General features: G+C 65.8%; 17 protein-coding genes. 5 read left to right on the forward strand and 12 right to left on the reverse strand.

All coding sequences use genetic code 11. The annotated features are described in order from the left end of the window. Positions 1 to 37: 37 nt before the first annotated feature. Positions 38 to 802 carry a LuxR family transcriptional regulator gene (locus AC1PLA_RS14945; RefSeq protein ID WP_039515206.1) on the reverse strand — a complete coding sequence of 255 codons (765 nt, stop codon included), beginning with the start codon at positions 800 to 802 and terminating at the stop codon, positions 38 to 40. 195 nt (positions 803 to 997) lie between these two features. Here AC1PLA_RS14945 and AC1PLA_RS14950 point away from each other — a divergent pair, with 195 nt between their 5' ends. The 4 genes from AC1PLA_RS14950 (at position 998) to AC1PLA_RS14965 (ending at position 6,156) form a co-directional block, all read left to right on the forward strand. Continuing rightward, complete coding sequence (locus AC1PLA_RS14950) at positions 998 to 2,383, forward strand: APC family permease (RefSeq protein ID WP_349779841.1); 1,386 nt, start codon at positions 998 to 1,000, stop codon at positions 2,381 to 2,383. A gap of 486 nt (positions 2,384 to 2,869) precedes the next feature. Further along, positions 2,870 to 4,267 carry a trypsin-like serine peptidase gene (locus AC1PLA_RS14955; RefSeq protein ID WP_054591467.1) on the forward strand — a complete coding sequence of 466 codons (1,398 nt, stop codon included), beginning with the start codon at positions 2,870 to 2,872 and terminating at the stop codon, positions 4,265 to 4,267. Positions 4,268 to 4,494: 227 nt separating this feature from the next. Continuing rightward, entirely contained in the window at positions 4,495 to 4,899 is a 405-nt protein-coding gene (locus AC1PLA_RS14960; RefSeq protein WP_166768856.1) for a hypothetical protein, read from the forward strand. Between the two features lie 249 nt (positions 4,900 to 5,148). Beyond that, positions 5,149 to 6,156 carry an MBL fold metallo-hydrolase gene (locus tag AC1PLA_RS14965; protein ID WP_211914107.1) on the forward strand — a complete coding sequence of 336 codons (1,008 nt, stop codon included), beginning with the start codon at positions 5,149 to 5,151 and terminating at the stop codon, positions 6,154 to 6,156. 472 nt (positions 6,157 to 6,628) lie between these two features. On the opposite strand, the gene AC1PLA_RS14970 is transcribed toward AC1PLA_RS14965, so the two are convergent. The 6 genes from AC1PLA_RS14970 to soxR all read right to left on the reverse strand — a co-directional run bounded on the left by AC1PLA_RS14970 (position 6,629) and on the right by soxR (position 17,174). After that, positions 6,629 to 8,146: a tryptophan halogenase family protein gene (locus AC1PLA_RS14970; protein ID WP_211914108.1), complete on the reverse strand. Its 1,518-nt coding sequence runs from the start codon at positions 8,144 to 8,146 to the stop codon at positions 6,629 to 6,631. Between the two features lie 175 nt (positions 8,147 to 8,321). Beyond that, the gene (locus AC1PLA_RS14975; RefSeq protein WP_104594504.1) at positions 8,322 to 9,359 is read right to left on the reverse strand and encodes a cupin-like domain-containing protein; all 1,038 of its coding nucleotides are present in this window, start codon (positions 9,357 to 9,359) and stop codon (positions 8,322 to 8,324) included. Positions 9,360 to 9,363: 4 nt separating this feature from the next. Then, on the reverse strand, positions 9,364 to 10,125 hold the full coding sequence (locus tag AC1PLA_RS14980) for a SapC family protein (RefSeq protein WP_167763903.1): 762 nt from the start codon (positions 10,123 to 10,125) through the stop codon (positions 9,364 to 9,366). 454 nt (positions 10,126 to 10,579) lie between these two features. Continuing rightward, positions 10,580 to 13,738 carry a TonB-dependent receptor gene (locus AC1PLA_RS14985; RefSeq protein ID WP_481104843.1) on the reverse strand — a complete coding sequence of 1,053 codons (3,159 nt, stop codon included), beginning with the start codon at positions 13,736 to 13,738 and terminating at the stop codon, positions 10,580 to 10,582. A gap of 794 nt (positions 13,739 to 14,532) precedes the next feature. Continuing rightward, the gene (locus AC1PLA_RS14990) at positions 14,533 to 16,524 is read right to left on the reverse strand and encodes a M1 family metallopeptidase (RefSeq protein ID WP_481104844.1); all 1,992 of its coding nucleotides are present in this window, start codon (positions 16,522 to 16,524) and stop codon (positions 14,533 to 14,535) included. 203 nt (positions 16,525 to 16,727) lie between these two features. Then, positions 16,728 to 17,174, reverse strand: coding sequence for a redox-sensitive transcriptional activator SoxR (soxR, locus tag AC1PLA_RS14995; RefSeq protein WP_054591491.1), 447 nt, complete (start codon positions 17,172 to 17,174; stop codon positions 16,728 to 16,730). Between the two features lie 100 nt (positions 17,175 to 17,274). Here soxR and AC1PLA_RS15000 point away from each other — a divergent pair, with 100 nt between their 5' ends. Then, complete coding sequence (locus AC1PLA_RS15000) at positions 17,275 to 18,645, forward strand: MFS transporter (protein WP_481104845.1); 1,371 nt, start codon at positions 17,275 to 17,277, stop codon at positions 18,643 to 18,645. Between the two features lie 566 nt (positions 18,646 to 19,211). Here AC1PLA_RS15000 and AC1PLA_RS15005 read toward each other — a convergent pair. From AC1PLA_RS15005 to AC1PLA_RS15025, 5 genes are read right to left on the reverse strand one after another with little or no spacing between them, the layout of a single operon-like run. Then, entirely contained in the window at positions 19,212 to 20,378 is a 1,167-nt protein-coding gene (locus AC1PLA_RS15005) for a glutathionylspermidine synthase family protein (RefSeq protein ID WP_039526127.1), read from the reverse strand. A gap of 1 nt (position 20,379) precedes the next feature. Further along, on the reverse strand, positions 20,380 to 20,955 hold the full coding sequence (locus tag AC1PLA_RS15010) for a DUF1190 domain-containing protein (protein ID WP_104553909.1): 576 nt from the start codon (positions 20,953 to 20,955) through the stop codon (positions 20,380 to 20,382). A 12-nt stretch (positions 20,956 to 20,967) separates the two neighbouring features. Beyond that, on the reverse strand, positions 20,968 to 21,372 hold the full coding sequence (locus AC1PLA_RS15015) for a DUF350 domain-containing protein (protein ID WP_047126964.1): 405 nt from the start codon (positions 21,370 to 21,372) through the stop codon (positions 20,968 to 20,970). A 37-nt stretch (positions 21,373 to 21,409) separates the two neighbouring features. Next, complete coding sequence (locus AC1PLA_RS15020) at positions 21,410 to 22,087, reverse strand: YjfK family protein (protein WP_039519725.1); 678 nt, start codon at positions 22,085 to 22,087, stop codon at positions 21,410 to 21,412. Continuing rightward, positions 22,084 to 23,166 carry a potassium channel family protein gene (locus tag AC1PLA_RS15025; protein ID WP_127159731.1) on the reverse strand — a complete coding sequence of 361 codons (1,083 nt, stop codon included), beginning with the start codon at positions 23,164 to 23,166 and terminating at the stop codon, positions 22,084 to 22,086. Before AC1PLA_RS15025 ends, AC1PLA_RS15020 begins: the two co-directional genes overlap by 4 nt. Between the last annotated feature and the right edge of the window lie 17 nt (positions 23,167 to 23,183).

Here is a 23,183-nt window from a genome sequence, read left to right on the forward strand (position 1 = left end):
TCGCGGCCTACCGTCGCAGGCGCTGAACACGCCGCGCTTACGGCTCCAGCAATCGATAGTGCATGCCGCGCACGACGGCCTCGACGCGATTGCGCGCGCCCAGCTTGCGCGCTGCCGAGTTCAGATGCAGGTTCACCGTGGCGGTGGAACGGTTGAGCGCAGCGGCGATGCTCTTGGCTGTCAGCCCCTTGGCCGAGTACTGCAGGCACTCGCGCTCGCGGCGGGTCAGCACGATGTGGTGGCAGCGGCGTTCCTGCGGATCGAGCAGCTCCTGTGCGCGTGCCTGGAAGGTATGCGCCAGCAGCAGGAATGGCGATAGCTGCGCTTCGGCCAGCCGTGGCGCCTCGGCCGCGACCGCATCGACCGCAGCGCTGAACGTCGCGAACGCGCCACCCGGCAGGTGCAGGGGCACGGTGACACCGGTTCCCATACCGCTATCGCACAGATAACGCGTGACCTGCCGATGCTGGCTGCCAACGTATTCCACGCCCTCCATCTCGCCGTCGCTGCGGTAAGACCATACGAAAGGCGTGGTGCGGCGCGTCGCACGCTGCTGCACCGGGTCGTGCTGGTAATAGCCGTGCTCGCACCAGATGTGCTGCATGTCGCCCGGCGCATTGCGCTGCATGAACACCGACGGGGTGATCAATGCCCCTTCCAGGCTCAGCGGGACCGGCGCGTAATCGTAGACCAGGGACTGGAAGCCCAGCCCGCAGACGTCGGAAAACACCCGGTCCAGGCAGGCATTGAGCGTGTGCAGCGCCTGCAGGTCGCGGCCCAGGCTGGCCAGAGTGTCGAACATGGTGGGTCCTTCGGTGTCGACGTGTGCCGCTGGACGACATCCAGCAGGGAAAACCTAGCACTTTTACCAATGGATGGGCTTGGCGGCCACATTATCGTCACAATGCCGGTCGGATAGCTGCACTGCAGCATCGACCTGCAGGCGCTCCCACGGCGCCTGCGTCGCGACCCGGCATTCCTTTCAGCGGACACCTGCATGACCGACACCTCCCGCCGCGACGACGCGGCCGCGCTGGAACGCTTTGGCTACACCCAGGAGCTCAAGCGGCAGCTGACGCTCAAGGACCTGCTGATCTACGGGCTGGTATTCATGGTGCCGACCGCGCCGTTCTCCATTTTCGGCGGCGTGTTCGACATCAGCGCCGGGATGGTGCCGCTGATCTACCTGCTCGGCTTCGTGGCGATGCTGTTCACCGCGTTGAGCTACCAGCAGATGTCGCAGGCGTTTCCGGTCGCCGGCTCGGTGTATGCGTATGTGGGACGCGGCCTGAGCAGCGGCATGGGCTTTCTGGCCGGCTGGGCGATCCTGCTGGATTATCTGCTGGTGCCCACCCTGCTCTACGTGGTCGGCGCCAACGCCATGCACAACGTGTTGCCGGCGGTGCCGCAGCCGGCGTGGATCGCCTTCTTCGTGGTGCTCAACACGCTGGTCAACCTGCGCGGCATCGAAACCACCGCGCGTGCCAATCGCTTCTTCCTCTACACGCAGCTGGTGGTGCTGGCGGTGTTCGTGGTGCTGGCCAGCCTGGCGATCCAGCGTGGCGTCAATGGTGCGCACTGGAACCTGCGTCCGTTCTACAACCCGCAGGCCTTTTCGCCACAGCTGATCTTCAGCGCCTTGTCGGTGGCGGTGGTGTCGTTCCTGGGCTTCGATGCGATCTCCACGTTGTCCGAAGAAGCCCGTGGCGGCAACCGCGTGGTCGGGCGCGCGACCCTGCTGGCGCTGTTGCTGGTGGCGGGCTTGTTCGTGCTGCAGACCTGGCTGGCCGCGCTGCTGCAGCCCACCCTGCAACGCTATCCCAGCGCGCAGGCCTCCAACGATGCCTTCTTCGAGATCGGGCGCCTGATCGCCGGGCCGTGGTTGCAGATCGTCATTGCGCTCACGGTCGCGATCAGTGCGGCGATCGCCAATTCGCTGGTGGCGCAGGCCGCCACCTCGCGCCTGTTGTTCGCCATGGCGCGCGACCGCCAGCTGCCGGCCTTTCTGCGCTACATCCATCCACGCACCGGCGTGCCGCAGCGCGCCATCCTGCTGGTGGCGGGCTTGAGCATGGTGCTGGGCGAAGTCTTCGTCGGCCAGATCGCGCTGCTGTCCTCGTTGTGCAATGTCGGCGCACTGACCGCCTTCATCCTGTTGCACGTGGCGGTGCTGTGGCATTTCCGCGGACAGGGCCGCAGCGTGCTGTTGCATGTCGCCACGCCGTTGATCGGCATCGTGATCCTGGCTTATGTGCTGATCAATGCCGACCGGCATGCGCAACTCGGCGGCACGGCCTGGATGGTGGTCGGGCTCGCAGTGTTGGGGTTTCTCAAAGCCAGTGGTCGCTCGACCGACTTCCGCGCCAGCGACGCGTTGGAGTAATCCGTCGCGAGCCGATATGCAGCCTTGCTGCTGGCTGCCCGCGTCGTCGACGTGCCTGCCTGCAGGGGCGTAGAGCGCGCCTTGTTAAAGCCCGCAAAGGTCATGCGCGCTCGCCATCTCACATGCAGCGTATCTACCTGCATCGCCTGACAGCTTGATCAAGGCGACGCTGCCGGTGCACTGCGTGATCGCAGTTGCCGCAGGTAGAGCAGCTTATGTGTTGCAGACGATTCCTGGGCTGCGGCGCTGCGGCGCCATGCGTGTGCATATGCGTGTTCGTACACGCAAGGCTAATGGCAAGTCGTGCACACGTCGACTGCTGCGTGCAAAACACGATGATCTTTTTATCGACTGCCAATCTCTGAACGAGATTTTCAGCACATATTCAGCTTTAAACATTCGCTAGTCTCGTTCGGCGCCAACGATGGCGCCCGCAGGCTGTGGCCCCCGCCGCAGCCTGTCGTTCCCTGACGAGAAGGACTACCCATGAACCGCAAGAATGCCTTGTACCTGGCGCTGTTTTCCGCCGTTTCCGGCGCTGCACTGGCAACGCCGCCGACCGAAATGGATGCGGCGCCGGTGAGTACCGCGCCGCAGGCGGCCAAGCTCGGCGCAGCGACGTTGCAGTCGGCAAGTCTGCGTGGCGGCATCCTGCCCACGCGTGTGGTGCAACTCACTGCGCCCACCAGCACCGAGATCGGTCGGGTGCGTGAGCGTCGAATCGCACAGGTCAAACATGGGCAGCCCTTGCAGATCGGGTTTTCGCGCGCGGTTGCCAAGCCTTTGGTGAATCTTGCCACGCTCGATTGGCAGATGGCCAAAGACGGCTCACGCGTGGCGACCTTGAAGGTCGGCTCCGCGCAGGCGGCCTCGCTGCGTGCGTCGCTGATCCTGCGTGGTGCCGGTGCCACGCCGGGCGATCCGTCCAAGGTGACGCTACGCTTTGCCGGCGACGATGGCCGGGTATTCGAGCAATCCGGTGCCAGCTTCTCCGCCAGCGGCGACGCCATCGGCTGGTCGCCGACCGTCAGCGGCGAGAATCTGTTGGTGGAACTGTCGCTGCCGGCCGGCCAGTATCCGGAGAACTTCAGCCTGAGCATCCCGCAGCTGTCGCACCTGGACATCAGCCCCACCGCCAGCGCGCGCGACATGATGACCATTGCCATCGGCGAGAGCGATTCCTGCCAGAACGATATCGTCTGCCGCGCCAATCCCACCGCCGGCTTCACCAATGCCGCAAAGGCGGTGGCGCGCATGGTGTTCACCACCAGCCAGGGCTCGTTCCTGTGCACCGGCACGCTGCTCAACAACACCAACTCGCCCAAGCGCAACCTGTTCTGGACCGCAGCGCATTGCATCAGTACGCAGACGGTCGCCAACACACTGCAGACCTACTGGTTCTACGACGCGGCTAGCTGCAACGGCAATACCGCCAGCTCGCAGGCCACCACCTTGACCGGCGGTGCATTCCTGCGCCATGCCAATACCACGCGCGACACCGCATTGCTGGAGCTGAAGACCGCACCGCCAAGCGGCGCGTTCTATGCGGCATGGAACAGCGCAGCGATCGGTGCGACCGGCACCTCGATCGTCGGCATCCACCACCCGTCCGGTGACGTCAAGAAGTATTCGCTGGGCACCGTCAATGGGCTGAGCACCAGCATCGACGGCAAGAGCCCGCTGTACCGTGTGGTCTGGAACGATGGCGTCACCGAGGGCGGCTCGTCCGGCTCGGGCCTGTTCACCGTCGCCAGCGGTGGCGCCTACCAGCTGCGCGGCGGCCTGTACGGCGGCTACTCGTTCTGCACCGCGCAGACCGATCCGGATTACTACTCGCGCTTCTCGGACGTGTATTCCAGCATTTCCACCTACTTCGGCCCGTAAGCGGGAGATGCGCGTGGCAGGCGGGTAGCGCCTGCCACGTGCGACTGCGCCTGGCCTGTGCAGAGTGTGGTCGATTGTTTGATGTGCTGTGTGGATCGATCTGTACGGGTTGATGTTTTGTGCGCTGACCTTTGGACCCCATCGGTCACGCGCGTAAGTCGTCATGCACTTCATCTGCAGTGCCCGGATGATGCAGACTTGGCAGCTCGTCCTTCACCTGGATCGGCATGCCCGTTCAACGCACTTCTTGTGTCATCGCCGTAGCTGCACTCCTGGCCTTGTCGCTACAGGTCACCGCCCATGCAGCCGGCAAACCCGCCAATCGCGACGACGTCAAGGCCTACGCGCTGCAGCTGTGCCTGGACAACAACTATGAGCGTAGCGGCAAATACACCTCAGACCAGCTGCGCGATCGCTCGTATCTACTGACGACCTACGCGCTCGACAATGCCAAGACCGGTGCCACCGACCGCCTGCATCGCTTCGTGGCCGAGCAGACGGCAGACTTCCATCGCGCCGAAGTGCCGATGAAGGACGAAGCCCGCCGTGGCCCGTTCAACAGGATCTTCGCGCAATGCATGGCGTTTTATCGTTCGCCTGCGTTGAACGCGTTCATCGCACGGGAACTCTGAAGGCAATCGATGCAAACCCGCCGTTGGAAGGCAACGGATGGGTCGGCGTAGCCGATTCGGGGCGGGCCATCGGATCGCGCAGTGCACGCACCGCGTGCATCGCAGGTGCAGCTCTCCTGCATCGGGCGCGGGCATGCCAGTGCCGAGGTTTACGTGACGCAGTCGCAAACCCGGCAGCCCCACGATAGTCTGGCGCAGTGCCACGCCCCGCCTGGCACATCCTCTCCCCCCGCTTCGACAGGAGCCGTCATGTCTGCCGCTTCGCCACGCCCTTCCCGTCGCCAAGTGCTGCGCATCGCGCTGGCAGCGGCCACGCTGAGCGTGACGAGCCAGCTCGGTGCCGCACTGCGGCGCGCACCGAAGGAAGACCCTGCGCCGTCAGACCCGGCGTCACCGGCGCCCTTCCCGGCCAACAGCAGCGTGCTGGTGCTGCTCGGCACCAAGGGCGGCCCCACGCCATCACCGCTGCGCGCCGCGGCCGCCAATGCGCTGGTCATCGCCGGGCAGCCCTACCTGATCGACTGCGGCAATGGCGTTGCACAGCAACTGGCCAAGGCCGGCATCCGCCTGCCTGCGCTGCGCGATATCTTCCTGACCCATCACCACTCCGACCACAACGCCGACCTGCTCAACGTGGTGTGGCTGGCGTGGGCCAGCGGGCTGCAGACGCCGGTGCATTTGTACGGCCCGCCCGGTATCGCCAGGATGGTGGATGCGTTCGTCGAGATGAATGCCATCGACATCGATGCGCGCATCCGCGAAGAAGGCCGCCCGCCGTTCAAGCAGCTGATCCATGTGCACGAGTTCGACCAGCCCGGCACGGTGCTGCAGAACGACCAGGTCACCGTCACCGCCACGCTGGTGGATCACTACACGCTCAAGCCGGCATTCGCCTACCGCTTCGCCGCGCGCGACCGCACGGTGGTGTTCTCCGGCGATACGCGTTACCTGCCTGCACTGGCCGAATTCGCCAGGGACACCGACATCCTGGTGCACGAGGTGATGTATCTGCCCGCGCTGGAAAAGATGCTCAAGACCAACGACAACGCACCGACCTTGCTCGACCATCTGCTCAAGAGCCATTCCACCAGCGAGGAAGTCGGCAGAATCGCTTCAGCGGCCAACGCAAGGATGCTGGTGCTCAATCACTTCGTGCCTGGCGGCGACCCGACGATCACCGATGCGATGTGGAGCGAGGGCGCGCGCAAGCACTATGCCGGGCCGATTGTGGTCGGCAAGGATCTGATGCGCTTGTAGCGAAGCAGTTGGGCACTGTAGCGATGGATCCAGCTGCGCACTGTCATCAGCGCATTCGACCCGTATCCGGCGGTGATATCGCCAACCGCTATCGAGCGGCACGCAATCACCAGGCATCGTGCAGAGCGGGCACGACACAGCAGGCGATACTGCATCTCTGGTCCGTGTGTCCAAGAGCGGCTAACACGTAGTAAGCAGTCGTCAGGTGCGCGTGGACGGCGCGCTCGGAACCGGAGCCGAAGGGCGCGACGAAGCGTTCCCGGTGACGCTCAATCGAATCACGCGCAAGCGCGCTCCTACATTGGTCTGGCCCGTGCCGACTGCCCGTACCGGCCTGCCTTGCCGACTGCACGGAGCATGCCGCCCGTCCCGTATCGCGTTGCCGAGCCGGGCCAGGACGTGCTGGCGCCGTGCCGGTTGTGGGCAGCGGCTGCGCCTGCCTGCCGGCGGCGCCCCAGCGTTGCCAGCCGCTCTACGTCACCACCGGACTGCGCAGGCCCCACACGCCCGCCCCCGCCTTGCAATACGCGTCGATAAACGCCTGCTGCGACGGCATCTGCTCCACCGCGTGCCGGATCGGCTGGGCGATGCCGTCCAGCAGGCGACGCAGGTCGCGATCGGACAGCGCGCGCGCCAGCGGATGATGCTGTTCGGGCAGGATGCCCTGCCCCATCAGCACATGGGTCCAGGAGTCGACGCGGAACAGTTCATCGGCCGCTTGCCAGGCATGTGCGCGTTCGCGCCAGGCGCGCAGGCGCAGCGCCAGCGATTCGGGCAACTCCATCGCGCGGCACTGCCGCCATAGCGGTTCCTCGCGCTGGGTGGCGTGGTAGTGCAGGATGATGAAGTCGCGCACGTGTTCCATTTCGGCGCGGCTGATGTCGTTGAACAGCTCCACCTGCGAGGGCGCAATGCCATCCGCCGGGAACAAGCTGATCAGGCGCACCACGGCGGCGATGGTGAGATGGATGCTGGTGGATTCCAGCGGCTCGATAAACCCGCTGGCCAGGCCCAGCGACACCACGTTCTTGTTCCAGGCCTTGAGGCGGCGGCCGGTGCGGAACGGCACCAGCCAGGGGTCTTTCAGCGCAGGCGCGGCCACATCGCGCAGCAACTTGGCATGCGCCTCGTCGTCGGACAGGTGCTTGCTGGAAAACACCAGACCATTCCCAACGCGATGCTGCAGCGGGATATGCCAGCGCCACCCGGCTTCGTGCGCGATGGCGCGGGTGTACGGCACCGGCGGGCCAAGCGCCTCGGTCTGCACCGCAACGGCGCGATCGCACGGCAACCAGTGGCTCCAGTCCTCGTAACCGGTATGCAGCGCCTGCTCGATCAGCAGGCCACGAAAACCGCTGCAATCGATGAACAGGTCGCCCTCGAGCACCTGCCCGTCTTCCAGCAGCAGGCTGGCCACATCGCCACTGTCCGGCTGCAATGTCACCTGCTGGATCCTGCCCTCGATACGCCTGACGCCACAGGCTTCGCTGCGCGTGCGCAGGAACCTGGCATACAGCGCCGCATCCAGGTGATAGGCGTAGTTGACCGCAGGCTCGCGCAGCAAGGCGAAACGATCGACGCGCGAAGCCACGGTTTCCAGGCAGTAATCACCAAAGCTGCCCGGCATGCCGCGGCGCTGGCTCTCCAGCCAGAGATGGTGGAAGGCACACACCAGCGTGCTTTGCCCGGTGATGCCGAACGGATGGATATAGCGCTCGCCCTGGCGGCGCCAATGCTCGAAGGAGATCGACAACTTGAAGGTGCCGGCCACCGCGCGCAGGAACTCCTGCTCGTCGATCTGCAGGAAGCGATGGAAGCTGCGGATCGGCGGCACCGTGGATTCGCCCACGCCCACGGTACCGATCTGCTCGGACTCGACCAGGGTGATCTCCAGCAGCTCGCGGAATTGATGCGACAGTGCGCAGGCGGCGATCCAGCCAGCGGTGCCGCCGCCGGCGATGACGACCTTGCGAATCGGGGCCTGGCTCACTGCGCGCTCCTGGGTGATGGATCCGGGGTGAGGTCTTGATCGATCGTCTGGACAACGCGGGTGGCCCGCAGGGAGCGGAGCGCGCGCGTGGCACCTGCCAATACCGCACATCGGTCCTGCCCGCCCGGTCGCTGCGCAGTTGTCGCGCCAGTGGCCTGGAAGCCGATCGCGCGCATCAGCGGTTGAGCCTGCCGAGCAACAGCGCGCGCAGCTGTCGCGCCAGCGTGGGGTCGATCGGGCCCAGTGCATGCCGTGCCTGCTCGGGCAGGTGCTCGCCCGCGCGCTCGGCAGGGCCGAACACGTAGTAGTCGAACAGGGCGCGCCAGGCCTCCTTCTCCGCTGCCGGGCGGTCGCGGATGGCCCACAGCGCGTGATACAGCGCGGGCATCGGCGCCGGCAGATGCGCGGGCACGCTGCTCCACCAGTAGTTGACCAGCACGTTGAATGGCTGCAGCGATTGCACGTGATGCCACCACATGCCGGGAATGAACACTGCATCGCCCGGCTCCAGCACGGCGGTGCGTGCCTGGGCCAGCGCCTGGGCGAAGCGTGGATACCGCAGCAGATCCGGATTGGCGATATCCACCATGCTCACCACCTGCCCACCCGGTGTGGGATCCAGCGGGCCGGGATACAGGTTGGCCACCTGCTCGGGCGGAAACAGCGTGAAGCGACGTTGCCCCACCGCGCAGCAGGCCAGGTTGTTGGGCGCATCGTAATGGCAGGAAGCAGTGACGCGATTGCCGATCCAGATACTTGGCTGCACCGCGATGCCGCTGGCGGCGAAATCCAGATCGTTGCCTGCGCGCAAGCCCGGGAGATTGTCGTCAATAGGCAACGACGCCAGGTAATAGGTAGGCGGCTGCGGGTCGTCGCGATGCGTCACGACGGCTTCCAGCAAGCTGCTCAAGCTGCCGCGCTGCACCTCGAAATTCAGCGCACTGCAATCGTCGGTATAGAACGGCCGGCCGGCGATCTCCGGGCCGCCGCGGGAATACTGCAGGGGGCGTCCACTGTCATGCGTGCGCAGCAGCGCCATCGCCTCCTCGGGGCTGTGCAGCCCGGCCTGCACCAGCGACCAGTCGCGTACGACGCCACGCAGCACCACCGGCTCGGCGGCGTCGCACAGCGCGGCAAGCGGCAGCGCGTCGGGGTGGCAATCGCTGCGCTCGGCGACGGCCGCAAGGGAGGAGAAGGCTGCGCCGGTCGTCATGCGCTCAGGCGAACGCAGCAGTCGCAGACGCACTGTGCGCCTGCTGCAGGCGGCGCTGCTTCTCGGCCATCAGCCGACGCACGTTGTGCAGCGAAGCAAGCATCAGGAATGCAGCCTCCAGATAGCCGGCCCGATGCAGTTGCTGCAACGAGGACGCATCGAGTGCGGCAAGCCGCTCGCGGTCGATGGCGAACAGGCCTTCCAGCTTGGTGGCGTGGGTGGCATCCAGCGTGACATCCAGCTGCACCGGCTGGATCAGCCCCAACGCATCCAGCGCGGCCGCCATCGCCTGGCCGGCATCCACACCGTCACGGATGCCGCGCAACACACCGATGATGTGCTCCAGGTACGGGCTATGGCCGCCCTGCGGCAGAAATACCGCCTCGCCTTCGTGACGGCTGATGCGTGGGTGCTCGAGATCGACATGGATCACCGGCTCCTGCACCAAGGCGCCATCGATACGCTGCTCCTGGAAGCCGATCAGAAACGGCCCCTTGGCGACGATGCCGGGCAGATAGCTGGCAGTCCAACGGCCGTCCTGCAGGAACAGATTCTCGTCCTGTGCAAAGCCCAGCAGCGCCACCGACTGGTAGCCGCCGGTGGCCGGATCCTTGCGAAAGAACAGCGGGTACTCGCGCTGCAGCTCGGCGTATTCGGTGACGAACGCCGGCACCAGGCCCAGCGCATCGCCGAACTCGGCGCCAAAGCGCAGCACGACGCGCAGATCGTGATGCGCCACATTGTTGAGCACTGCGTATCGCGTCATCTGAAACTCCAACGGTGCTCCGCCACGGAGTACCGCATTGCGTGGAATGCGTCGATCGCGCGGCCAGGTGGCGCGCCCGCTGTTGGCGAGCATTGCCAAAAAGCGACAGGCCGGCAAGCGGCACAGCAGCATGGGAACAAGCCTACGGCACTCGGCGTTGCTGCGCTGCCATAGCGGCCATCAGCAGGCGGGCGTTTGCTTGCAAGCAGCCGCAACGCGTGCCGGCTGCATCCACGAATGCGTCGCGGCATCGAGCTCGAGCCTGCAGTTGCGGTCGCCGGACCAGGCCACGCAGGCTGACAACGCGACCCGGCCACTCCGCGCAGTCAGCGAACGATTGCCCGGCTGCCTTCAAAAGAAGCGCACCACGTGCCCGCACCAGCCTGCACATCGGCATCTGCCACACCAGGCACCGGCTGCGCTCACCGGGAGGGAAGTGAGCGCAGCCGGTGGGTCAGAACGCGTAACGCACACCCAGCGTGTAGCGTGGCTGCTGGTCGATTAGGCGGATGATCTGCTTGTCCGAACGCCCATGCCAACGCACGTCTTCGCCGGTGAGGTTGATCGCCTCAAAGCCAACGGAAAGTTGCTTACTGAAGCTGTAGCTGACGCTCAGGTCCCACTGCTGATACGCCTCGACGTAGTACGGATTGCGGTTGGCATTGTCCTGGTTGGCGGCGATCAGATACTCGTCGCGCCAGTTCCAGGCCAGGCGCGCGCTCCAGCCGTATTTTTCGTACATCAGCATCACGTTGGCAGTGTCGCTGAGGCCAAGCAGCGCGAACTGGTCGCGATCGATCACCGTGTTGTCGAAGCCCACATCGCCTTCGACGATGGTGTAGTTGGCATAGATGCCGAAGCCAGTACTGTCGAAGAAGTACTGCCCGCCCAATTCCCAGCCGTGGATGTTGGCCTTGTTCTGGTTGACCGGGCGCGACACGTCGAACTGATACAGCGGATCGGAGGCATTGCCGACGATGTCGTAGGCGTTCTCCAGTGCCAGGCTCTGCGCGGAGCTGCCGTTATAGGCGGCCAGCCCGCCGGTGGCCGCGGCATTGCGCAGCAGCGCCATCGCCGCAAACAGCGAGGTGTCGTTGGCCGAGCACGCCGCCGCGACGTCGTTGCCGGAGGCGCCCACCTGCGCCGCGCAGGCGCCGCTCTGCAGGAACGCCAGCGCGGCCTGCGCGTCCGGGCCGGAGGTGGGATCGCTCAACCCGTACAGGGATTCGCGCAAGACCGTGTTGCCGATGAAGTTGCTGACGCGCTTGTTCCAGAACGTGGCCGACACGTAGCTGGCATCGGCGAAGTACCACTCCAGCGCCAGATCGAGGTTGTCCGATTCCAGCGGGTCCAGTTGCGGGTTCTGCGAGCTGCCGCCGGCACGGTTGGACGGATTGATCAGGATCGAGCCATTGGGCGTATTCGGCGTCGGGCCGGCGATCAGGTTGTTGTAGGGCGCGCGTGCGATGGTCTGGCCGAACGAGGCGCGCCCCTTCAACTGATCGGAGATGTCGATGCTGAAGTCCAGATTGGGCAGGATGTAGTTGTAGCTGGTCTTCTCGCTGAAGGGCTGCTGCTCGGTGGAGCGCAACAGCTGGAAGTCGTTGTTGGCCTGCCACAACAACGCCGTGGGCGTGGCCACCTGCGAGGTTGATTCCACATCGGTGCGCTCGTAGCGCAGACCCAGCCGCGTATTGGTGGTCATGCCGGAGATGTCGCCTTTCAGTTCCAGCTGCACGTAGGCGGCGCGGGTCTTCTCTTCGACCTGGTTGTCGGCGCTGTATTGCGGGTTGTAGCGGGTGGTGGCGCCGTACTGGCTGCCACCCCACAGCGCCAGCTGATCGGCATCGCCGCGCCATGCATTGGGCGCGGCGCCATTGGCGTTGAAGTCCTTGAACATGCCGGTGATGCTCACCGGCCGCAGCAGCGCCTGCATGCCGGGCTCGTTGCCGGCGTTGGCCACGCCCCAGTCGCCCAGCGTGGAATTGGTGTCGCTGGTGAGCCGGTTCATGGTGGTATTGGCGGTACTCACGCCGAACTGGAAGCGCCCGTCCTCGAAATCGAAGGTGCCGTCCATGCGGCCTTCCTTGATCTCGGTGACCTGCGATTGATAGAAGATGCGCAGGACCTGCGAGCCAAGCTCGGCGGGGGTGAAGTCCGGGTTGAGCACGCCGTTGGTGCCGGCCAGGGAATCGGCCGCGGTGGGATACCAGGTGCGTGCGCCAATCGGCAGGCCATTGTTGAAGCGCAGCTCCTGCCCCCATTGACCGCCGCAGGACGGGCCGTTGCTGCAGTTGTTGGTGCCGGCGAAGCTGAAGTACGTGGCGCTGCCGCCGGTGACCGGGTCGTTGGGCAGGCTCTTGGTCTTGGAATTGTGCGCATCGAAGGACAGCTGGAAGCGGTCGCTCACCTGCCAGTCGGCATTGAAGCCGAGCGAGCCGAGCGTGTACTTCTGCTCGTTGCGCTGCTGCTCCATGCCGAAGTCCTTGGCGCCGTTGGGCACGTCGCGCAGATACACCGGGGTGGCCACCGCCTGGCCGGTATCGAAGGTCAGATCGGTGAAGCTGTTGGCGCGCTGCAGCCAGATGCCCTGCTCGCCACGCTCTTCGCGGATCTCGTTGGACGAATAGGTGTAATCCAGCGTCAGGGTCAGGCTGTCGCTGGGCGCGAACTGCATCACCGCCTGGCCATTGGTGCGCTCGCGCTGGAAGTCGGCAAAGGCATAGCGCAGATCGTTGGGCATGCCGTACAGCTGGCCGATCGCCGGCGCGTTGGTCACCACCGCACCCGGGCGCAGGGCCGGGTCGGTACCGGTCCAGCGCTGGATGTTCCAGGTGTTTTCGGTGGCCTGCACCGAGCCGCCGTGGCGCTTCTGGTAACTGCCGCTCAGGCCGATGCCGAAGGTCTTGTCGGGATTGGTATAGCTGAAGATGCCGGAGACTTCAGGAGTGAGCGAATCGCCGAACGGCTGCGAACGATCCGACACCATCTTGGCGCCGGCATTGGCCACCACGCCTTCGTGATTGAACGGCTTGTCGGTCTGGATGTTGATGGTGGCGCCGATGCCGCCGCTGGGCGCGGTGGCACGGCTGGTCTTGAACACCTCGATGCCGGTGATGGCTTCGGAGGCGAGCTGGGCGAAGTTGAACGCGCGCGTGCCCACATCCACGCCACCGATCGGAGTCTGGCCCGGCGCGCCGAACGCATCGGCACCGGGAATCAGGCGGCCGTTGAGGGTGACGGTATTGAACTGCGGGCCGAAGCCGCGCGCGGTGACCTGCGCGCCTTCGCCATCGCGGCGCTCGATCGAGATACCGGTGATGCGTTGCAGCGACTCGGCCAGATTGGTATCGGGAAATTTGCCGATGTCTTCGGCGCTGATCGCATCCACCACGCCGGCAGCATCGCGCTTGATGCCCATCGACTGATCCAGGCTGCTGCGGATGCCCGTGACATTGACCGCATCCAAGGTGGTGGCGGTTTGTGCGCCGGACTGCGGTGGCGGCACCTGCTGCGCGGCAACGTCCTGCGCAAAGGCGGGGTTGATCACCAGGATGCCACCGACGAAGGTAAACATGGCCTTCGACTTGAACTTGCTCAACGTACGACGCATCGATCTATCCTCGGGTCTGGAGTCCAACACCCACGGCCGTGGTCGCGGAATGCGACGCGGCGCTTGCCTGGCCACGTGCCTAGACGGCACGCGACATACATCCCTGCACAGCACTTGCTCTGATCCGCCGCCTCGACTGCCGGCGCATCCCCCTGATGCCAGCCGTGCGCGCGCCACGCCCCTGACGGACGCGGCCTGCTGCTCGACCTGTACAGCACCTGCCACTGCCTTCCCAACCAGTACGCCTGCAAGACGTGCACTGCCGCGCGCCTCTGCACTCAACCCCGTGTCAGCAGGCGATGCAAAACCTGATAGCGCTAACACGCGGCGCAGCCTAGTCATGCGTGCCTGGGCTTGTCACCGTGCGTTGCAGCAAACACACCAGGCCACACGCAGGCACAAAACACCGCGTGCGCTTGAGTCCGCAGCATGAATGCAGGCGCAGCGTGGCTGTAAGCGTTACCAGCTTGTGACCTCTGCAAACGCGTTGCAGTGGCGCAGTCGCGCGTCATCGCGTAGCAGCGAGAACATCACATGGAGCAGATGCGCAAGGCATCGCGAGGATCGCAACGCGGCAGCACTCAGTGGCCACGTGCTGAGCGGCGCATCCACGTGGCAGTTGACGCCGATGCGAGCACACCGTTGCGCGTCTGTCTTCGACATCGGACTGCACGGCGCAACGAAAAACGGCGCAATCTCTGCAATCGATTGCGCCGTTGGTGACGGTAAGTCGCGTGTACTGAAGGCCCGCAGCATCTACGCCATTGCAGCGCAGATGCCTGCATCGACAGCCGCTAGCCGATCGTATTGACCTGATTGTCGCCACGCTGGGCATCGGGCAACACATGGTCCGGATCCAGTGTCACATGCAGCACTTTCTGCGTGGTCGGCAGCGTCAGCTTGGGCGCGGTGTTCTGCAGCCAGGTTTCCACCGGCACGCGGCGGTCCAGATGGCTGCCGTCGGCCAGGTCCACCCGCACGGTGACCGGCATCACCAGTTTCTGGCTGCTGCGCAACGTGAGTTGCAGGCCCTTGGCAGGATCGTGATCGACGTAATGGGCCTCGCTAATGCCCATATCCAGCTGCCAGTTGTTGAGATACCAGCCGCGCCACCACCAGGCCAGATTCTCGCCACTCTCGCTTTCCATCAGCCGGAAGAAATCCGACGGCGTCGGGTGCTTGTAGGCCCAGGTCGCGATGTACTTGCGAAAGGCCGGATCGAAGCGCTCCGGCCCCAGGATCTGCTCGCGCAACAACACCAGCCCCAACGCGCCCTTGAAATAGGTCAGCGAATGCCGGTAGGTCTCGCTGGTGGAATCGGCGTTGTCCATCAATGTCGGCGCACCGGCATCGGCCAGCAGCGGCAGGATTTCGTCGACCGGGTTGCCGCCCTTGGGCGCATATTCCGAATCGCGCTTGGGCGCGTACTCGCCCTTGTTGAAGGCATCGGATGCATAGACGTCGATGAAGGTGTTGAAACCTTCGTCCATGAACGCGTGGCGGCGCTCGTTGGAGCCGACGATCATCGGGAACCAGGTGTGTCCGATCTCGTGCGCGGTGATCCAGAACAGCTCCTTGCCGCTGTCTTCGAAGCCGTCGAAGACGATGCCCGGATATTCCATGCCCGCACCGTACCCGCCCAGGTTGATCGCGGCCGGCCACGGATACGGGTACCACTGCGAGAAATGTTCGATCGCGCCCTTGACGTATTCGGTGGAGCGGTTCCACTTGTCCGCGCCCACGCCCTCCAACGGATACACCGACATCGCCAGCGACTGCTTGCCGCCTGGCAGCTTGATGCGCGCGGCATCCCATACGAACGCAGGCGAGGCGGCAAACGCCACATCGCGGGTGTTGTCCATATGGAAGCGCCAGGTGCGCGTGGCGTTTCCCGCCGGTTTGGCAGCACGCGCGCTCACTTCCTCGGCCGTGCGGATCAGCACCGTGCGATCGCTGCTGCGCGCCTGTTGCAGGCGTTGCTGCTCGCTGCGGCTGAGCACCTCGGCCGGATTGGTCAGCGCGCCGGAACCAGCGACCAGGAAGCCCTCCGGCACGGTCACCGCATAGTCGAAGTCGCCGTACTCCAGATAGAACTCCGAGCCCAGATACGGCTGCGTGTCCCAGCCGCGTAGATCGTCGTAGACGGCCATGCGCGGATACCACTGGGCAATCTCGTAGATCTCGCCCTGCTTGCTGGCACTGACCGCGGTGCGCCCGCCCCAGGTGCCCGGAATCGTGTAGCGGTAGCGGACATGCACGGTCAGCGCCTTGCCCTGCCCCGCCAACGGCTGCGGCAGGTCCACCCGCATGCGGGTGTCGTCGACGACGAAATGCGCAGGCTGGCGATGCCCGCCATCGTCGATCTCGACACTGGCGATCTGCATGCCGTCGGTGAACTGGGTGCGGCGCGACGGCCGGCTGGAGGCAGCGCGCGCATCGGCGCGGTAGATGTTCTGGTCCAGCTGCAGCCACAGCACGTCCAGCGTGTCCGGGCTACGGTTGGTGTAGTGGATCGCCGCCTCGCCGGTGAGCGTGTGGGTCGCCGGGTCGATGCTGGCATTGAGGGTGTAATCGGCACGATTCTGCCAGAACAGCGGGCCGGGGACACCGCTGCCGCTGCGGTAGGCATTGGGTGCATCGGGCAGTTGCAGCGGTGCGAACAAGGCCAGCGGATCGAAAGCGCTTGCCGGCGCGGCGGCGCTGGTGGCGGGCGCGGCGTGCGCGGACGAGGTGATGCATGCCAGCGACAGCGCAACGGCGAGCGAACGGCGCAAGGTGGGGAACATGCGTGAAGTCCTGCGGCGGTGGGGGGACCCCATCCTACGGTCGCCTTCGCCCGGCACGGCACTGCCATTGGTCCCGGTTGCGGCATCGAACTTCTCGACGGTGACAGGCTGCCCGGGGCGCAGCAGCCGCGGCCCGCGCGCGAGCTGCAGATGCCGATCACACCATCCCTGCCCCGGCGGCGGCACAGCCCGCGCTTGCCACCTCAATCGGCAGCAAGCCGCGACAAGCGCAACGCGCCATCCCCACCCTCGGCCAGCGTATCGCCCGGATTGCTCAACCGGCAGCGGCGCAGCGACAGACAGCCGCAACCGATGCAGTCGGTGAGCTGGTCGCGCAAGGCCTGCAGCTCGGCGATGCGCGCATCCAGTTGCCCGCGCCAACGTGCCGACATGCGTGCCCATTCCGCACGCGTGGGCGTGCGTTGGTCCGGCAGCACCGAGAACGCATCCAGCACCTGCTGCAACGGCACGCCGAGCCGTTGCGCCACGCGAATCACGGCTATGCGCCGCAGCACGTCGCGCGCATAGCGGCGTTGATTTCCGGCAGTGCGCAGGCTGCGGATCAGGCCCTTGCGCTCGTAAAAATGCAAAGCCGACACCGCCACGCCACTGCGCTTGGCCACTTCGCCCACGGACAACTCACGCTGCATTGCCTTGACCTCAACCTTGGTTGAGGCAGGATGCTGCGCGGCCATGACCGGTGCAAGCCCCATGGTCATGGCTCTACACACTTCAGTCTCTGGATGCTCGATGCCCGCCGATACCGCCCTGCCCGCCAGCTCACCCGGCGACACCCGACCCAGCTCCATCCTGGCCGCTCCGTATCGCGCCGCAACGCTGGGCATGGTGGCACTGGTATCGCTCAATGCCTTCGAATCGCTGGCGGTGGCCGCCGCCATGCCGACCGTCGCGCGCGAATTGAATGGCTTGCCGCTGTATGCGCTGGCGTTCGGCGGCACCCTGGCGACCAGCGTGGTCGGGATGACCGCCGCCGGGCGCTGGAGCGACCGACGTGGCCCCGGCGGGGCGCTGGCCTACGGCCTGCTGTGTTTCGTAATCGGCCTGCTGGTGGCAGGGCTGGCGCCGAGCATGCCGGTACTGATTGCCGGCCGCCTGCTGCAAGGCCTGGGGGCCGGCGCGTATTCGGTGGCGCTGTACGTGATCGTCGGCCGCCTGTATCCGGAAGCCCTGCGGCCCCGCGTGTTTGCCGCGTTCTCGGCCGGCTGGGTGGTGCCTTCGTTGATCGGGCCGGGCATCAGCGGATTGATCGTGCAGCACGTCGGCTGGCGCTGGGTGTTCCTGTCGGTGCCGCTGCTGGCGATACCGGCCGGGCTGATGCTGTGGCCGGCGATCCGCGGGCGCACCTGGTCCAGCGATACAGCCGGCGCGTCGGATTCCGCGTTGCGCTGGGCGGTGGGTGCGGCCTTGGGCGTGCTCGGCGTGTATCTGGGCGGGCAGCTGCACGGCACCAGCGCGTTGCTAGCGATGCTGCCGGCATTGCTGCTTACCGTGTGCTGCGCCTGGCAGCTGTTGCCTGCCGGCACGCTGCGGCTTGCGCGCGGGCTGCCCAGCGTGATCGCGCTGCGCGGCATCGCGGCGGCGGCCTTCTTCGGCTTCGAGGCGTTCCTGCCGTTGCTGCTGTCACGCGAGCGCGGCCTGTCGCCACTGCTGGCCGGCGTGGCGCTGAGCGTCGGCGCACTGGGCTGGTTCAGTGGCTCCTGGTACCAGGGCCATAGCCGCGCCGGCTGGTCGCGCCCACGCCTGCTCAAGACCGGTGCGTGCTTCATGTCGCTGGGCATCGTGATCAGCGCGGGGGCGGTGTGGCCGGTCATCCCGGTGCCGGTGGCCATTGCAGGCTGGGCGCTGACCGGCCTGGGCATGGGCCTGCTGTATCCGAGCCTGTCGGTGTTGACGTTGTCGCTGTCGCCGCCGGCGCAGCAAGGCGCCAACAGTTCGGCGCTGCAGTTGAGCGAGGCGATTGCGGTGGCCGGCATGCTGGCGCTGGCCGGCGCCTTGTTCGCCGCGCTGCTAGCCTCGGCGACTGCGGCCGCCTACCTGAGCGTGTTCGCCCTGGCATGGCTGCTGGCGGTGGCGGGCCTGTTGGTGGCGCGGCGGGTGTAATGGGTGAGCGGTGTGCGCGGTGTATCGAAGGAAGAGAACACTGATCGCGAGGCTGACGTGTCGCGCTCAGTCGATGTGTATCGCCCGCATCGCATGCAGCGCGCGTACGGCCTGCACGACTTGCTGGATCCGCCTGCTCGGCACGTCGCGGTGGCATGACGCAAACCCGGCACATCTCATCGCCGATAGCGCAACCGACTTTGCCGATCCTGTCGAGATCGCTGCGATCCGGACCGGAAAAATGCATCTACGAGCCGCTGGTCATTTTTTCGCCACCCATCTTGACAGCGTTGCAGGCCGGGGCCTGCACCCACTTGTCCACAGCCTTGTGCAAGTTCCATCCACAGGGGGTGTGGAAAACCTGCGCTGCGCGGCAGGCAGCGCAGGGCTTGCGCGCCACTGCAGCGTGTGTCAGGCGATACGGGACGACAGCTGCCTCATGCAGCGCGGCCGTTGTGTACAAGCCGGCCATGCGGAAGCAGCGCCTTACTCACGACCACATGCAAGGGAGATCGCGCCACACGGCAGCGCCGCGTCGCAGCGGCACTGCCTCACCCACTGCTGCATCAGTTCACGATCACATGCGGCACGAAGCGCGAGGTGTCGCGGGTGATCGGGCCATCGTCGTCGCGCATGCCCAGCCCGGCCGGACGATCGGCCACCACCCAACTGCCGACCAGCGCGTGCCGGCCATCGAACACCGGCAATGGATGATGCGCCTGCAGGATCGCCGGCCCGTCCACATACGGGCCATCGGTCTGCGCAGCGTCGCCCTGTGCACTGACCAGGGAAATATTGGCACCCTCGCGCGACAGCAGCGGCTTGCGTACCCAGCCTGCCGTCGGTGCTTCGCCGGTTTGCGCAAAGCGCGCCGGCAGCAGGTTGGGATGGCCCTGATGCCGCTCCCACAACAGCGGCAGGATGCCCTTGTTGCTCAGCACCGATTTCCACGCCGGCTCGATCAGGCGCACGCGGTTGGCGCACAACGCCGGGCCGAAGCGCTCTTCCATCATGAATTCCAGCGGGTAGAGCTTGAACAGGGTATGGATCACCCGGTCCTGCTCATCGGTAAACCAGCCATCGGCGCTGAGGCCGATGTCTTCGATGGCCACTTCCTCGGTGCTGATGCCCACCTGATGCGCGCAGTCGCGCAGGTAGCGCACCGTGGCGCGGTCTTCCAGCGAATCGCGCACCGCGGAGAAATGCATCTGCGCACCGATCGCGCCATCCACCGCCAGCGCGCCCAGGGTTTCGCACAGCAGGTCCTGGATCAGGTTGTACTGATCGGTGCCCTTGGGCAGCGCACCGGCGGCGATCTGCTGTTCCAGCCACAGCCACTGGAAATACGCCGATTCGTACAGCGAGGTCGGCGTGTCGTAGTTGAGCTCATACAGCTTGGCCGGGCCGTTGCCGGCATAGGCCAGGTCCATGCGGCCGTACAGATGCGGGTCGCGGTTCTTCCACGAGGTGGCGATCCAGTCCCAGTAGAACGGCGGGATCGCCAGCTGCGTCATCAGCTGTTCCGAGCCCACCACCTCGTCCACCAACTGCATCGCCATGTCGTGCAGTTCCTGCGTGGGCGCCTCGATGTCGTCTTCGATCTGCTGCAGCGTAAACGCGTAGTACGCGCTTTCGTCCCAATAGCGCTCGCCGTCGATGGTGTGGAAATGGAAGCCGAGCGACTCGGCCTGCTCGCGCCAGTCCGGGCGCTCGGCAATTGCGATCCGTTGCATGTCAGCCGCCGAATCCGGAGCTGCGCCCGCCGCTGCCGAACGAACTACGCGCCGCCGCACTGGAGCCGAAACCCGAACGCGACACGGTGATCGCCCGCGACGGCATGTCGATGGCGCCACTGCGCCCGCGGACGGTGCCGACGCGGTTGCTGGCCAGATCGCCGTTGGGCTTGTAGTACCCACCGCTGCGGTAATCGCGGTACAGCGGAATCGAGCCGCCATAGCGGTAGCCGCCACCACCGGTCATGTTGCCCAACGCGTAGCCCAGCAGGAACCCGCCCATCGGCGGGATCCAGCTCTGCTGGCCCTGCGCCGTCTGCACCGCCGTGCAACTGCCGAACTGCTCGTCGCACTCGTAGCGCGTATTGAAGCGCGGCGCGGCCTGCTGGTGCTTGGTCACCGCCTCGTCGTAGGCCTTGAGGCACTGCTGGATGTCGGTCTGTTCCTGCTTGATCTGGTAGCAGTCGGAGGCCGACTGCAGTACCACGCCGGTTTCCGGTTCGGAGCCGCAGCCGGTGACGAGGGCGGCCGGCAATGCGGCCATCAGGGTGAGTTTGAGATTGCGTGATCGCTTCATGCCTGCGCTCCGTTACGGCGTGATCGCCGCGGCATTGATCAGCCCGACCGCGATCGACACGCCGGCCGAAAAGATGCCGGCGGCGGTGACGTTGTCGGTGATCTGCCGCGAGATGCGCCCGGCCACCAGGTTGGCCAGCAGATACGCCACGATCTGGATGCCGCAGGCGACCGCGCCCCAGATCAGCGCATCGACCAGGCTCACCGAATGGGTGATGGCCGAATGCAGCGGCAATGCCACACCGATCAGATTGCCGGCCAAGGCGGTGGCCGCAGCCACGTTGCCCTGCCGCAGCAGGGTGAAATCCTTGTGTGGGGTGACCAGGGTCACCAGTACCACCGCCACGATCAACACGCCTAGGCCGGTGCCGAAGTAGGAAAGAAACGCAAGAAAACTCTGCAGGTTGATCGGGTTCATGACAGGACCAGGGTAAGTGGAGGACGAGCGCGCACGCTCAGGTGATATCCAGATCGGCGACGGTGACATCGATGCCGACCGCATAGGTGACGCAGAATTCGTTGGGGCCGGAATCCTCGCCGGTGACCAGCAGGAATTCCTCGCGCTGCAGCTCCGGCACATCGCGGCTGTAGAGCATGGCGTAGTGGGTCAGATCGCCATCGCGGCGCGGCGGCTGATAGCGGTACAGCACTTCGTCGTAGGCAATCGGCGGGATGCGCGCGGCACCGTCGGTGGACTGCGTGGCGCGTTGCCAGCGCTTGCCGGCGTACTCGATCTGCGCCGCACCCAGATGCGGATGCTGCATCACGAACTCCTGAAACGCCTGCTTGCTGGGCGGATTGACCGTCTCGCAATACACGAAGGCCTTCATCGCCTCCAGATCGCCGCCAACCGTGGTGACCTGCAGGAACGCGTCGTCGTCCAGATAGAAACGATGCAGGGCATAGCCATCGCCCAGATTGACGTGGCCGTAGCACGGAATGCCTTGATGCCCGCCCGGCAGCTCGGCGGTCATGGCTTCCGGTGCCATGCGGTACAACGTGGTATCGATCTCCAGCTGCCCACCTACGCGCAAGCCCAGCGGCAGCGCGTGACCGATGGCGCCGGTGCCGGAGGTGGGCAACGGCGGCGGCTGTGGTTGACCGAACAACTTGCTGAAAAAACTCATCGTCATGCACCTTGTGGCGATGGGGAACGGGACACGGCGGCAGCGCGCAGGGCCTGCCAGGCGATGGCAGACACGGGCACGCGCTGTTCGGCCAGGTAATACAGCATGGCACCGGCCGGGACAGCGGTGTGTGCGGGCGGGTTCAAGCGCAGCGCGCCATCGGGCGCGCGCAGGCCCAGCAACAGGGCGCCGCGCTGGCCGAAATCGGCGGCCAGCCCGCGGTAATCCAGCGGGTCGACATCGGCAGGAACCGCCAGGCTGAACTGGGTCGGGCCATCGTCCACCGACAGCAGTTCGGCCGTGATCGCCGCGCTGCCCGGATCCTGCGCCGCGCGGGCCAGGATCTCGGCGGTCATCGGCCGCGTGCATTCGATCGCCGGATAGTGGCAATTGACCAGCCGCGCGGCGCTGCCCGAGTCGAAGTGCGCCACGACGTGCGCACGCGGCGCATGCGCCATCAGCGCGAACACCGCCGCCAGGGTCTGGTCGTCCGAGGGCGGGTTGACGATCACCCGCGCCGCGCCAGCGATGCCGGCACGCAGGTACACCTCGGTATGCGTGTAGGACTCGGCGGCGATGAAGCGCATATGGTCGGGCATCGGGTTCTCGGCCACGCCCTCGGCAATCAACACCACGCCTTCGTCGTCGGTGGCGGTGTCGGACAGCAACAGTTCCAGCAAGCGTGTGGACGCGGCGCCCTGCCAGCCGATCAGGATGGTGTGCCCGCGCAGATCGGCGTAAGCCATCTTGCCCATGTGGTGGCGCCTCCAGAAGGTGATGAGCACGCCGCTGGTCTTGGCCAGCACCGTGGCGAACAGCGCCACCGCGCCCGGCATCAGCACGAACGCGGCGATGTAGCGCCCGGCCACCGAACCCGGCGACAGGTCGCCGTAGCCGATGGTGGTGGCGGTGGTCATGTAGTAGTACGGAAACGCGTCCAGGCCAACGAGCTTGTGCTCGCCGGCCAGCAGCAGCAACACCCAGCTCAGCGCCATGTGCGCCAGCAATGCCAGCGCCACCATGCCCCAGCTGACGCGGCGCACGTGGCGCCGCAATACCCGCAACAGCTTTCCGACGATGATCATGGCGCGTCCTGTGCCGT

Source organism: Xanthomonas sp. NCPPB 1826 (genome assembly GCF_056725285.1).